The sequence below is a fragment of the Betaproteobacteria bacterium genome (assembly GCA_016713305.1).
In the GTDB taxonomy this organism is placed as follows: Bacteria; Pseudomonadota; Gammaproteobacteria; order Burkholderiales.
Genome location: JADJPK010000009.1, coordinates 87,329 through 100,698 on the forward strand (window position 1 = coordinate 87,329; position 13,370 = coordinate 100,698).

Annotated in this window: 8 protein-coding genes and 3 pseudogenes; 1 reads left to right on the forward strand and 10 read right to left on the reverse strand. The window is 64.8% G+C overall.

Features of this window, described 5'->3' with window-relative positions:
• Positions 1-11 precede the first annotated feature (11 nt).
• The 10 genes and pseudogenes from IPK20_12740 to IPK20_12785 all read right to left on the reverse strand — a co-directional run bounded on the left by IPK20_12740 (position 12) and on the right by IPK20_12785 (position 11,936).
• Positions 12-395 carry a DUF2802 domain-containing protein gene (locus IPK20_12740; protein MBK8017487.1) on the reverse strand — a complete coding sequence of 128 codons (384 nt, stop codon included), beginning with the start codon at positions 393-395 and terminating at the stop codon, positions 12-14.
• A 99-nt stretch (positions 396-494) separates the two neighbouring features.
• Positions 495-821, reverse strand: coding sequence for a flagellar protein FliT (locus tag IPK20_12745; protein MBK8017488.1), 327 nt, complete (start codon positions 819-821; stop codon positions 495-497).
• Between the two features lie 40 nt (positions 822-861).
• Positions 862-1,323, reverse strand: a complete 462-nt coding sequence (fliS, locus tag IPK20_12750; protein MBK8017489.1) for a flagellar export chaperone FliS — start codon at positions 1,321-1,323, stop codon at positions 862-864.
• A gap of 87 nt (positions 1,324-1,410) precedes the next feature.
• Positions 1,411-3,405, reverse strand: a complete 1,995-nt coding sequence (gene fliD, locus IPK20_12755; protein ID MBK8017490.1) for a flagellar filament capping protein FliD — start codon at positions 3,403-3,405, stop codon at positions 1,411-1,413.
• A 71-nt stretch (positions 3,406-3,476) separates the two neighbouring features.
• A complete protein-coding gene (locus tag IPK20_12760) occupies positions 3,477-3,839 on the reverse strand; it encodes a flagellar protein FlaG (protein ID MBK8017491.1) in 363 nt (120 codons plus the stop codon).
• Between the two features lie 84 nt (positions 3,840-3,923).
• On the reverse strand, positions 3,924-5,366 hold the full coding sequence (locus tag IPK20_12765) for a flagellin (GenBank protein MBK8017492.1): 1,443 nt from the start codon (positions 5,364-5,366) through the stop codon (positions 3,924-3,926).
• 374 nt (positions 5,367-5,740) lie between these two features.
• The gene (locus IPK20_12770; protein ID MBK8017493.1) at positions 5,741-7,159 is read right to left on the reverse strand and encodes a beta-lactamase family protein; all 1,419 of its coding nucleotides are present in this window, start codon (positions 7,157-7,159) and stop codon (positions 5,741-5,743) included.
• Between the two features lie 58 nt (positions 7,160-7,217).
• Positions 7,218-8,272, reverse strand: a pseudogene (locus IPK20_12775) (2-oxoacid:ferredoxin oxidoreductase subunit beta).
• A 1-nt stretch (position 8,273) separates the two neighbouring features.
• Positions 8,274-10,146 (reverse strand): annotated as a pseudogene (locus IPK20_12780) (2-oxoacid:acceptor oxidoreductase subunit alpha).
• Entirely contained in the window at positions 10,110-11,936 is a 1,827-nt protein-coding gene (locus IPK20_12785; protein ID MBK8017494.1) for an FAD-dependent oxidoreductase, read from the reverse strand. The pseudogene IPK20_12780 and the gene IPK20_12785 overlap by 37 nt, the downstream one beginning before the upstream one ends.
• A gap of 282 nt (positions 11,937-12,218) precedes the next feature.
• Between IPK20_12785 and IPK20_12790 the strand changes: the two are divergent.
• Positions 12,219-13,277, forward strand: a pseudogene (locus IPK20_12790) (aldo/keto reductase).
• Positions 13,278-13,370 lie beyond the last annotated feature (93 nt).

A 13,370-nucleotide genomic window follows, 5' to 3' on the forward strand; every position in this document is an offset into this window, starting at 1 on the left:
GCGAAACGGGGTCAGCGCTTGCGGTAAAGCGCGGTGATGAGTTCGGCTTCGCCGCGCGAGATGCCGCACGACGAGGAGATATCGGGCGCTGCCCCGCCTCCCCTTGCCATCTGGATGGCCTGCGCGTAGGGCGTGGGCTGCTCGGCGGGAGTCTGGGCACGCTGAGCCTCCATCTGGGCGCGAAGCTCGGCGATCTGGAGCTTCAGCTCGGCAATCTCCTGCCTGAGCGGACCGATGGCGAGAGACGGCTCGGAGGACTTCCGCACCCCGCGCCACAGACGCAAGGCAGGCGAGCGGCCATGGCGCAGCAGAAGCAGGACTTCCGCGATGTACACGCCGAGAATGACGATGGCAGCGATCAGCAGTTCGCGCCAGGTAAGGACGATGGAATCCATTGGACGGCTCACATGATCCGGCAGAGCCAGTGTGACGCCGGCATCCGCCAGCGTCAATGCCGTCACGGGAAGACGGCCCGGCGGGATGGCCAGGTCGGATCAGCGCTGCGTGTACGTCTTCTGCAGGCGCTGGACATTGTTCGCGTTCTCGAGGATGTCGCGCAGTTCGCGCATCCAGTCCTGGGTCAGCGCCCGGATCTCCTCGTCCCGCTCCAGTATCTGCTGCAGCAGTTCGCGCTTGCGTGCCTGGATGTCGCCGGCCTGGGGGGGCTCCGCATCCAGTACGCGTGCCTGCTCGATCAGACGGTCGCGCGCCTGCTCGAGCTTGACGAGGCCATCCCAGTCGCTCGCGCGGGCGGCATCGAACATGCGCCCCGTGAGTTCGAGCGCCTCGCTGTAGATCTCGACGATTCGATTCTGCGACACCGCGTGCTGCCTCTTGCCGTTGCTCAGACCTTGCCGTTGCTCAGACCTTCCCGTAGCTCACCGGATTGCCGCGATCCCGCGGCAACGACGTGATCCCGCCTGCCTCGCTCTGCTTCTTCACGAGCGCCTGCCACGCCTCGCGAAGTTCGGACAACAGCAACCGCACTTCCTCCAGCAACGCTGGATCGTTGCGCAGATTGGCGAGCATCAGCCGGTCTCCCATGTACTCGTACAGCGCCGCGAGATTCTCGGCAAGTTCGCCGCCGGCCTGGGTATCCAGGGCGCAGGACAGGCCTTCTTCGAGGATCCGGAGCGCCTTCGTGATCTGCGCTCCCTTGGCGGCGATCTCGCCACGCTGCATCTCCACGAGGGCAGTCGAGACGGCACGAATCGCTCCGTCGTACAGCATGACGATCAGCATCTCCGGGGTCGCACCGGCCACTCCCGTCTCGACGTCCAGTCGGGCGTACGTCTTCAGGGCACTGTCGAATACCGCATTCATGTTCAATTTCCCGTGAAAAGTCACGAACGCGCGCGCATCCGGACCGATGGTTCAGGCGACCGGAACAGCGTCGGATCGCCGGCTGGGTCACCCCTTCGAATTGTTCAAGGCCGAAAGCTGCTGTGTCAGGTAATTGCTGGTCTGAAGCATGTTGGTCATCATCACGTCCAGGGCCGTGAACTGCGCCCTGTATCGCGTTTCCGTATCCTGCAATCGGCGGTTCAGCGTATCCCGCAGCCGGTCGATGTCGTCGATGGAGCGGTTCACTCCCTCGGTCCGGCTCGCCAGCGTTCCGTCGCCATCCAGAAAGCCGTCGATGAGGCTGCTCAGTCGGGCTGCGAAACCGGAGCCCACCGTGACGTTACCGCGTGCTCCCACGCTGCCTCCCGTGATTTCCAGTTCCAGCCCCTGCGTCACACTGCCATCGGCGCCCGTGAGCAGACGCCCTGAACCCGTGGCTTCCACGCCGCCGATCGTTCCCGCCACATCCACCCCTTGCGAGGAGAGCGGAAAATCTCCGAGCAGATCCAGGGCGCCGTTGCCCCCCAGTCCGACGGACGAGTCGGCGCCGTACCGGTTCGACAGGATGGTGAAGATGCCTGCGTCCTGAGTCACGGTCACGCCGCGGGATGCAGCCGAGAATGCCGATGCGCCGTTGATGGCCGACTGCACCATGGCGGCCAGCGAGGCCGCCGTATAGGTACCGGCCGTCAGCTTCACGGATGCGGTCAGATCGTCCAGAGCCACGTTCAGCGTGTCGTTCGTGCCTTCCTCGATGGTCAGGTTGGCCGCTGCGCTGCCTTCGATCCTGCCCTGCGTACCGAGCGCCGTGACGGTGAGCTCATAGGTGCCGGCCTGCGTGCGGGATGTCTGTTTCGACACGGAGACGAAACTGTCCGTGCTGCGGCCACTCTCGGCGAATAGCGCGCTGACGTCGTCCGCATTGGATTCGAGCGCGTCCGACAGTTTGCCCGTGTCCAGCTGGAGCGTGCCGTCGCGCTGGAAACCGATGCCGATCTGCGAGAGCGTGTTGAGCGCGAAATTGGAACCGAGCGATCCGCTCAGCGCGGCACGAAGCTGCGACTGGATGGTCCGGACGGCGCTGTCGCCGTTCAGCGCCGCCTTGGTCCCGGCCTTGACGTCGGCCGCGCTCACGCCCGTCAGAGTCTTGCTCAGTTCGTTGTAGGCGTCCACGAAATCCTGGACCGCGCTCTGGACGCCGGAAGTGTCCCGGCTCACCGTGACGGTCGTCGTCCCGGCCTTCAGCAGCGACACCGTAGCCCCTTCGATGGCATCGGAAAGGCTGTTGGAACTGCTGGCAATGGCCAACCCGTTGATGGTGAGTTCGGCGTCCTGGGCCTCGACCGTCTGGGTCAGGTTCTGCGTGCCCGCGGGGTCGTAGGAAAGCAGCGATTCCAGGGCGCTGTCTCCCGAGACGGAAATCTTCATGCTCCCGGCGGCGCCGGAACTGGCCGACTGGAGGACCAGGCGGTACGGGTTCGCGCTGCCGTCCCCGACGATGCTCGCGCGAACGCCGATGCCGGCCGCGTTGATCGCGTCCTTGATGCCGGACAGGGAGTTGTTGGTCGGATCGATCGTGACCACGCCGGTCGTCGACTGGGCGTTGGACGCGAAGCTCGCGCCGGAGTAGACGCCCGAAGTCAGCGTGCCGCCGGAGATGGTCCCGAACTCGAACCGCAATTCGGTACTGACGCCCGAGCCGATGGCATCGGTGGAGTTGGCCTGGCCGGCGGCCGCGAGGACGTGAGACTGGGCGAGCTGGGAGACGTCCAGACTGTACGTTCCGGTCTGGGCATTCGATTTTGCGGAGGCAGTGGCGACGGCCGTATCCGTACTCGTCGCCGAGCGGGTGACGAACTTCGTCCCTGTCGCGAGCGAGTCGACGGCGTCCTGAAACGTGGAGAGCGCCGAGCGCACGCCTCCATAGGCCGACAGTTTCGCCTGATAGCTGGCTTCCTTGACATCCAGGCGGTCGAGCGGCTGCCGCTCGATCGCCATCAACTGCGAAACGATGCTGTTGACGTCGAGGTTAGAGCCGATGCCTGGAGTGGAGATAGCCATGACGTCCGCGTGCCAGATTGACGATAACCGTGTTTACGGCATGCCTGGCGGGCGCCTTGAGCCGGTCCGCGTCAGACTTTCTGGTTGAAGAGCATCCCTTCCAGCTTGTCCATGTTCTTGGCAAGCGCCACCAGTTCTTCCGAGGGAATCTGGCGAATCACCTCGTTCGTCGTGGAGTCGACCACCTTGATGATCGTCTTCCCGATATCCTTGTCGATGGAGAACTGCAGCTTGGCGCCAGCGGCCGAAGCCACGTCCTGCGCATCCTGCACGGTCCTCGCGAGATCCGCGGCCTCGACGGCTTCCGCAGATTCCTGCGCGCGCGGCTTGTTGGGCGTCACGGGCTTCGCAGCCTGTGCCGCAGGTGTGGCCGCAGCCGGGTTCGCTGCGCTGGAGCCCGCTTCGCCCACTCGGGGCTTGAGAGCCGACAACATCGTCGCCTGAACAACCATGATCTGAATCCTCAAGACATTGCAGCGTTCGGCCGGCGGCGATTACCGCCGGCCTTCATGGAACGCTTACTGCAGCAGCGACAGCACGTTCTGCGGGATCGCGTTCGCCTGCGCCAGGACGGCGGTGCCGGCCTGTTGCAGGATCTGCGAGCGCGTCAGCGCTGCGGTTTCGGCCGCGAAGTCCGCATCACGGATGCGCGAGCGGGACGCCGTCAGGTTCTCGGACGTCGTCTGCAGGTTCGCCACGGTGTTCTCGAAGCGGGACTGCAGAGCGCCGAACCGGGCACGTTGACCGTTCACCGCAGCGAGTGCTGCATCCACGATCGCCAGAGCGCTGTTGGCACCGGCCACGTTGGAGACGTCGATCGTCGAAACGGATTGCAGCGTTGCCGAACCGTCGGCCACGTTGGTGCCGCCGCTGTTCGCGATGGCGAAACCGCGATCGGAGGCGAACTCGAGGTAGCCCACGACCTGCAGACCGGCGCCGGCCGCAGCCGCCACACCCGTCTCGTAGTTGTCGTTCGTCGCGTCGTAGTTGCCCAATGTGATCCCGCCGCCCGAAGACGCGCCGTTGTCCACGCGGATGTTCTCGCCGGAGGCGTTCTCCAGGATGATGCCGTCCTGGGTGTCGTTGAGCTTGGCAGTGACGCCCGTCTTCGACGCGGCGTCGTTGATGGACGAAACCGCGCTCGCCAGGCCTTCTGCCGTGTCCACCGCGCCGACGGAGAACGTCACGTTCACGGCCGTTGTGTTGTTGGACGTGAAGGACAGCGTGTAGCTCTCATCGGCGGTGTCGAACGCCAGTTGCGACTTGGTGCGGCCCGTCGCCGTCACGCCCGTGACGTCGGACTGGGAATTGACCTTGTTGGCCAGTGTGCGAGCCGTATCGGTCGCCACGGCGCTGATGGTCGCCGACTCCAGACCCTGGATGTCGAAGTCCTCGGCGGTGAACGCGGCGGTGTCGCTCGCCGTGATGATCGCGCTCTTGTAGTTGTTGTTGCCGTAGACCGTGGTGCGGAAATCGCCGGTCTGCGCCGTGATGATCTGGTTGGCGTTCGCGCCGACCTGGAATGCCGCGGAACCGAACGAGCCGTCGAGCAGCTTCAGTCCGTTGAATTCCGTGTTGTTCGCAATCCGGTCCAGTTCCGCGACCAGCTGGCCCACTTCCGCCTGCAGCGCCTTGCGGTCACCGGCAGAATTCGATGCGTTGGCCGACTGGACGGACAGTTCGCGAATACGCTGGAGAATGTCGCCGGACGACTGGAGCGCGCCTTCTGCAGTCTGCGACAGCGAGATACCGTCATTGGCGTTGCGGCGAGCCTGTTCGAGGCCGCGGATCTGCGAAGTGAAACGCTCGGAAATCGCGAGGCCGGCAGCGTCGTCCTTGGCGGAGTTGATACGCAGCCCCGACGACAGCCGCTGCAGGGCGGTTGCGAGCGATCCTTGCGAGGTGCTGAGGTTACGCTGCGCGTTGAGCGAAGCGACGTTGGTGCCGATTACTTGAGACATGAATTCCTCTCGACGATAGTCAAAGTTGCGTGATTCCTAACCCGACTGTGGTTACCCTCGCCATCAAAGGCCTTCAAACCGCTGTCACAAAGGATTTACGGCTGACACCTCAAAATCTTGAGTACCGGGAGATTTGCGCCTTTCCAGTTTATGTGGTAGGCGCAAATCCCGCGTCCGAAGCCGAATCCCGGGCATGTCTCGCCTTAACGGCCGGACCCTCGAAGTCTTCAGCCGTTCGCCGGGATTTCTTCCGCGAACAAGGGTCGACCCCCCTTCCCGGTCAACTTCGCCCCTGCCGGGACCGGCCGACCGGGATGTCCCGCCCCTTGGATTCGCCCTCTTCCACAGGATTCGGCGCGCCCGTGCCCTGCCGGTTACGGGACGCAGCCGCCCGCATCCGGTAGTCCGGTCTCGCGCCGGAGATTCCCCATGTCGCCCTGGAGGATCAGACGCCCGTCGAGGTCCCGCACAATGGCGCTGGTCGCGACGGTTTCGTCCGTGCGCCGGAAGTGGCTCGGGGTGACGGGCCAGAGGTCGCCTTCGGCCCCCGAGGCGGAGACCGTGACCAGATGATCGCCTCGCACCCGGACGGTCAGTGACTCCTCGTCGCCGCTGTCCTGCCACGTAAACCTGCGCGTGACCGTCCGATAGCATCCGGCCATCGCGCCCAGTTCGGATGACTCCAACGCCATCACGGGGGGCGGTTCCGGCCGGGAGAACCCTCCTTCCAGCGCGGTCTCGACCGCATCCTGCATTTCGCGCAGGGCCCGGGGCTTGAAGGCGTTGATGACGAGAAAGTAACCGACGCCCGCCTCTCGCCGATAGCCGAGGCGGGACAGATACCCGTCCGCGTCTCCGCCATGTCCCATCCAGACGAATCCGTCATGGACGTATTGGTACACCCCCTTCGCGTAGCCATAGCGCAGCCCCGATCGGGCCGCCAGCGTGGTGTCGGGCGTTTCCAGCCGGCTCATCTCCGCCGAAGACAGCACCGCCGCCCGGGACGGCTCGAGGAGCCACTGTAGAAATCGCGCCATGTCCCGGCCGTCTGCATTGAGACCGCCGAATGCGCGATACAACACGTGCCAGTAAGGCAGGGGTTTCACTCCGTCGGAGTCGTAGCCCTGCGCCAGGCGCGCCGCCGCGCTGCTGTCCAGCCGGAATCCGGCAGAACTCATGCCCAGAGGGCGCAGGATCCGGGATGCAACGAAGGACTCGTACTCTTCGCCGCTCAGGCGTTCGATGACGAGCGCCGCCATCCCCGCGCCCACGTTGGAGTAGGACGAGTACCTTCCCGGCGGCCAGCGCAACAGACGGGACGATGGATCGAGACGAAAGGCTTCATCGAGGGAGAGCGGCTTCGGGTCGGTCGAATCGAATTCGATGCGGCTCAGGTCCGACAGCCCGGCGGTATGCTCCAGCAAATGCCCCACCCGCACCGGATCGCTCTTCTCCCACGGATTGACGAACGGCGCCTCCGGAATGATCGTCCGCAAGGGGCTGTCGAGACCTTGGTCGACGTTCCGGAGCGCGATCAGGGTCGCGATTCCCGTAAAGACCTTGGTGACCGATCCGATGCGCCACAGGGTGTCGCCGTCGACGGCCCTTCCAATCTGCCTGTCTGCGGTTCCACCGCCCCCCACGTAGACAGGCTGTCCATCCTTGACGACCGCCAGGCCGAACCCGGCCACCGCATGACGCGCACGCAGCGATTCGAGAGTGCTCAGGAGGCCGGGGAGATCCAATGCGAGCGAGGGACCGGCAGGAACCAGGGCGGCGATGAAGCATGCCATGCCGACGATCGCACCGGCTCCGCTCCGGTACAGGAGGCCGAACCGGATGCCGGGGCCGTCAGCGGAGCGAGGCGTTGATCTTCTCCAGCACGGCGCTGCCGGGACACAGTTCCTTCGCCCCAGCGTGTTGAGCGGAGCCTCCACGGTCTTGAGATGCCGGTGGAGATCTTCCGCCCGTGGATCGGCATACAGCAGTCCGGTCACGACCTCGCCTTTCGCCTGGTGCTCCTGGATGTAATTGAGCGCGGCCACCTTGTCGGTCGGATCGTGATCCTCGTCGATCTTGCGCAGACGCAGCACCGTTCCGTCGTGCTGGGTGATCTCGACCACCTCCCCTTCCTCGTAGTCGGCCGTGATGGGAGAGCGGCCTTCGATGAAGTCGATGCGGTTCACGGCATCGTTGTGCTCGCGCACGTAGTCGTAGCTCTTGGTGCTGCCTGCGTGATTGTTGAAGGCGACGCAGGGGCTGATCACGTCGATGAAGGCCGCGCCCTGGTGGTGGATTGCCGCCTTGATGAGCGGAACGAGTTGCCGCTTGTCGCCCGAGAATCCGCGTGCCACGAAAGTCGCACCCATGATGAGTGCCAGCGACGCCGTGTCGATCGGCGAATCCATGTTGACCACACCCCGCTTGGAGCGCGAACCCTCGTCCGCAGTCGCCGAGAACTGCCCCTTGGTCAACCCGTAGACGCCGTTGTTCTCGAGGACGTACACCATGTTGACACCGCGGCGCATCACGTGCGCGAACTGGCCGAGGCCGATGGAGGCCGAATCTCCGTCACCGGAGACGCCCAGATACAGCAATTGCCGGTTCGCGAGATTGGCGCCGGTAAGCACCGAGGGCATGCGCCCGTGCACGGTGTTGAATCCGTGCGAGTTGCCGAGGAAGTAGTCCGGCGTCTTCGACGAACACCCGATGCCGGAGAGCTTGGCGACACGGTGCGGCTCGACGTTCATCTCCCAGCAGGCCTGGATGATCGCGGCCGATATCGAGTCATGACCGCACCCGGCGCAGAGCGTCGAAATCTTGCCTTCGTAATCCCGCCTCGTGTAGCCGACCCGGTTGGTCGGCAGCGTGGGGTGATGCAGCTTGGGCTTGGCGATGTAGGTCATGTCAGGCCACCTTGTCCTTGCGCAGCGGTTCGATGTTCAGCACGCGGATCCGGCTTTCGATTTCGTCGATGATGAACCGTGCGGTGATGGGCGTGCCGTCGTAGTGCAAGACGGGCATGACACGGGCAGGATCGAGATTGAGTTCGTTCACGAGCATGGTGCGCAACTGCGCGTCACGGTTCTGCTCGACCACGAAGACGAGATCGTGCTCCAGCACGAACTCGCTCACGGCATCGCTGAACGGAAATGCCCGGATGCGCATGGTGTCGACGTGGGTGCCCTCTTCCTCGAGCGTCACTGCCGCCTCCGCCATCGCCGGACTCGTCGATCCGTAGAAGATCACCCCGAATCGGGTTTTCTGCTTGCATCGGGTGATGACGGGCTGCGGCACCAGCCCCTTCGCCGTTTCCAGCTTCTGCAGCAGGCGCTGGACGTTGTAGGTGTAGTCGTCGCCCTTCTCCGAGTAGGCAGCGTAGGGATTGCGCGTGGTGTTCCGGGTGAAATAACCGCCCTTGGTGGGATGCGTGCCCGGATAGGTGCGATAGGGAACGCCGTCGCCGTCGACGTCGAGATAGCGCCCGAAGGTCACACCCGCGTCGAGCATCTCGCGGGTCATCACCTTGCCGCGGTCGTACTCCCGCGAGTCGTCCCAGCGGAAAGGCTCGCACAAGCGCTGGTTCATCCCGATGTCCAAGTCCGTCATCACGAAGACAGGGGTCTGAAGCCGGTCGGCCAGGTCCAGCGCCGCAGCGGAGTGCTCGAAACACTCGTACGGATCCTCGGGAAAGAGCAGCACGTGCTTGGTGTCGCCATGGGAGGCGTAGGCACATGCCAGGATGTCCGCCTGCTGCGTGCGTGTCGGCATGCCGGTGGACGGTCCGCCTCTTTGCACGTTGATGAGAGTCACCGGAATCTCGGCGAAATACGCGAGGCCGATGAACTCGGTCATGAGCGAGATGCCCGGACCGGAGGTCGCAGTGAACGATCTCGCCCCGTTCCAGCCCGCGCCGACGCACATGCCGATGGACGCGAGCTCGTCTTCGGCCTGCACGATGGCGTAGCGGTTCTCTCCGGTTTCCGGATCGACGCGCAACTTGGCGCAATAGCGCTGAAAGGCCTCGGCCAGCGAGGACGAGGGCGTGATCGGATACCAGGCGCACACCGTGGCACCGCCGTACACGCAGCCGAGCGCGGCCGCGCTGTTGCCGTCGATGAAGATCTTGTTGCCGACGTTGTCCGCCCGCCGGACCCGGAGGCCAATGGGATGCTGGAGATGCTTCCGGGCGTACTCGCGTCCCATGGCGAGGGCGTTGAGGTTGGGCTGCAGCAGCTTCTCCTTGCCCTTGTACTGCTCACCGATGAGGGAGGCGATGGCTTCCGGGTCCATGTCCAGCAGAACCGACAGCGCGCCGATGTAGATGATGTTCTTGAAGAGCTGCCGCTGCCGCGGATCGCTGTAGGCCGCATTGCACAGCTCGGTGAGCGGCATGCCGATCACGTTCACGTCGTCGCGGAATTTCGACGGGGGCAGAGGCTTGGAACTGTCGTAGAACAGATAGCCGCCCGGCTCGATCTCCTTGATGTCGGCGTCCCAGGTCTGTGGATTCATGGCCACCATGAGATCCACGCCACCACGCCGTCCGAGCCAACCCTTCTCGTTCACCCGGACCTCGTACCACGTGGGCAGACCCTGGATGTTGGAAGGAAAGATGTTGCGGGCTGACCGGCACGCCCATCCGCAGGATGGATTTGGCGAACAGCTCGTTGGCCGACGCCGACCCCGAACCGTTGACGTTGGCGAACTTGACGACGAAATCGTTGGTCGCAGCGAGTGCTTTCACGCAGCGCTCCTCTCCGTGCTCCGGGTCTGGCATCCCGGTCCCGCATGTGTCATTTCCAGCAAGAACTTCTGCATGTCCCAGGCGCCCGTCGGGCAGCGCTCGGCGCACAGGCCGCAATGCAGGCAGACGTCCTCGTCCTTGACCATGATGCGTCCGGTCTTGAGTGCCGGCGATACGTAGAGGTCCTGTTCCGCATTGAGCGCCGGCGCGTTGAGACGCTGGCGCAGGTCGGCCTCTTCGCCATTGGCGGTAAAGGTGATGCAGTCCATGGGACAGATGTCCGCGCAGGCGTCGCACTCGATGCATAGGTCACGTCCGAACACCGTCTGTACGTCGCAGTTCAGGCAGCGCTCGGCCTCCTTGTACGCCGTGGCCGCGTCGAATCCCAGTTCGACCTCCACCTTGATGCTGCGCAGGGCGCGCTCGGCGACCGCCCAGGGAACGCTGTGGCGCTTGTCCCCGGACACGTCGTTGTCGTAGCTCCACTCGTGGATGCCCATCTTCTGCGAGGTGAGCCGGGTGCGCGGATCGGGTCGCTGCCGGATGTCCTCGCCCAGACAGAACTTGTGGATGGACACGGCGGCTTCGTGACCGTGGGCCACGGCCGTGATGATGTTCTTGGGACCGAAAGCGGCATCCCCGCCGAAAAAGACGTTGGGAATCGTCGACTGGTGCGTGGAAGCGTCCAGGACAGGCAGCCCCCAGCGGTCGAACTCCATGCCAAGATCGCGCTCGATCCAGGGAAAGGCGTTTTCCTGGCCGACCGCAATCAGCACCTCGTCACACTCGAAGCTCTGATCCGGTTCGCCGGTGGGCAGGAGCTGGCGCCGGCCCTTCTCGTCGTACACCGCGTGCACCTTCTCGAAGGTCATGCCGGTGAGACGTCCCGCGCTGTGCTCGAAGCTCTTGGGCACCAGGTAGTTGAGGATGGGAATGCCTTCGTGGATCGCGTCCTCCTTCTCCCAGGGAGACGCCTTCATCTCCTCGAATCCGGAACGGACGATCACCTTGACGTCCTCGCCCCCCAGACGGCGCGCCGACCGGCAGCAGTCCATGGCCGTGTTGCCGCCGCCCAGCACGATCACGCGCTTGCCGACCTTGTCCACATGGCCGAAGGACACGGAAGCGAGCCAATCGATGCCGATGTGGATATGGCCGGCAGCCTCCTTGCGTCCGGGAACGTCGAGATCGCGGCCCCGGGGCGCGCCCGTGCCGACGAAGACCGCGTCGTAGCCCTGCCCCAGGAGGGCGCGCAGCGAATCGATGCGGCTGCCCCCGCGGAACGTCACACCCATGTCGAGGATGTAACCGGTTTCCTCGTCGATCACCTCTTCCGGCAACCGGAAACGCGGAACCTGGGTTCGCATGAAGCCGCCCGGCTTGGGATCGCCCTCGAACACGGTCACGTCGTACCCGAGCGGCGCGAGATCGCGGGCCACGGTCAGCGAGGCCGGCCCTCCCCCGACACAGGCGATCCGGCGGCCATTGCCGGTCGCGGGTGGACGGGGCATGCGGGATCGCACGTCGCCCTTGTGATCGGCCGCGACTCGCTTCAGGCGGCAGATCGCGACGGGTTCGGGCTTCTCGAGGTTGGCCTCCTCGACGCGGCCGCGGCGGCAGGCGGGCTCGCAGGGGCGGTCGCAGGTGCGGCCGAGGATGCCGGGGAAGACGTTGGACTGCCAGTTGACGAGGTACGCATCGGCATACCTGCCTGCTGCGATCAATCGAATGTATTCGGGAACCGGAGTGTGGGCCGGACAGGCCCACTGACAATCCACCACCTTGTGGAAGTACTGGGGACTACGGATATCGGTTGGCTGCAACGCCTCCTCCGCGTGTCTTGATTTTTCCTTGTACGACCGGTCTGTCTGGGGCCGCCGTCCGTGTACGGTCACGCCCCGCTCCCGCTTGCCAACGCGTGGAGAGGTCGTCCGGCAGTGTAATGCCTCGTTACAGAAACGGGAAGTTCGAACGGCCCGTTGACCGCAAGTGCTTGTCCATGGGCAAAGGCTTTGCCCTCGGGCACCGATCGCTGTACCTTCCGGGCCCAATCGGCCGCCAGAACGACCGCGGACGATCCTTCGACCATCGGGAGAGACGAGATGTTGCAGAAGCGCGTGCTGGGCCGTTCCGGCCTGGAGGTGTCCCCCCTCGCACTGGGCGGCAATGTGTTCGGCTGGACGATCGACGAGGCGGCCTCCTTCGCGATGCTCGATGGCTTTGCGGCAGCCGGGGGCAACTTCATCGACACGGCGGACATGTACTCCCGCTGGGTTCCCGGCCACGCGGGCGGCGAATCCGAAAACATCATCGGCCGCTGGATGAAAAGCCGCGGCAATCGGGACCGGATGGTCATCGCGACCAAGGTCGGCATGGAGATGGGCCCGGACGCCAAGGGACTGGCGCCCGATTACATTGCAAGGTCGGTGGAAGGCTCGCTCAAGCGGCTGCAGACGGACTGCATCGACCTCTACCAGTCGCACATGGACGATGCCTCGATCCCCTGGAAGAGACGCTCGGCGCCTACGCCCGGCTGATCGAACAGGGCAAGGTCCGCGCGATCGGGGCCTCAAACCACGCGGCCGACAGGCTGGAAAGCGCGATCGAGGCGAGCGCGAGCCGCGGCCTTCCCTCTTACACCGTCCTGCAGCCGCTGTACAACCTCATGGAACGCCAAGGCTACGAAGGCGCGCTGGCCGACGTGTGCAGCCGTCATGGCGTGGGCGTGATCCCCTATTTTTCCCTCGCGTCCGGATTCCTCACTGGGAAGTACCGGTCGCAGGCCGACCTGGGAAAGAGCCCGCGCGGGGCCTGGATCGCCAAGTACCTCGACGAACGCGGAATGCGGGTGCTGGCCGCGCTGGACCAGGTCGCCGAGGCCCGCAACACGCAACCAGGATCGGTCGCACTCGCGTGGCTTCTCACCCGCCCGAACATTTTCCGCGCCCATCGCGAGCGCCACCTCTGCAAACCAGTTGCAGTCGCTGCTCGACGGCGTGTCGCTCGCGTTGACGGCGGACGAGGCCGATCTTCTCACTCAGGCCTCGAGCCGTGTGATCGAACCCGGGACGGGAGCAAAGGCGCGGACCCGCCCGCCGATTGCGAAACGAACTCAATCGGCGGGACCTGCCTGCAAGCAAGAACGCCGGCCGATCGGCAAGTAACCTTCCCCGCAATGTTCGGTCGTTACTTTCGGCGTTCCATGCGTTCCGCTCCGCAGGCTATGACAGCCGGAACCGGCCGGCCGGGCGCCCCTC

Bases quoted from the DNA above. Each gene is read 5' to 3' on its own strand.
- IPK20_12740 (MBK8017487.1), bottom strand. From the start codon at position 395: ATGGATTCCATCGTCCTTACCTGGCGCGAACTGCTGATCGCTGCCATC.
- fliS (MBK8017489.1), bottom strand. From the start codon at position 1,323: ATGAATGCGGTATTCGACAGTGCCCTGAAGACGTACGCCCGACTGGAC.
- fliD (MBK8017490.1), bottom strand. From the start codon at position 3,405: ATGGCTATCTCCACTCCAGGCATCGGCTCTAACCTCGACGTCAACAGC.
- IPK20_12760 (MBK8017491.1), bottom strand. From the start codon at position 3,839: ATGTTGTCGGCTCTCAAGCCCCGAGTGGGCGAAGCGGGCTCCAGCGCA.
- IPK20_12765 (MBK8017492.1), bottom strand. From the start codon at position 5,366: ATGTCTCAAGTAATCGGCACCAACGTCGCTTCGCTCAACGCGCAGCGT.
- IPK20_12770 (MBK8017493.1), bottom strand. From the start codon at position 7,159: ATGGCATGCTTCATCGCCGCCCTGGTTCCTGCCGGTCCCTCGCTCGCA.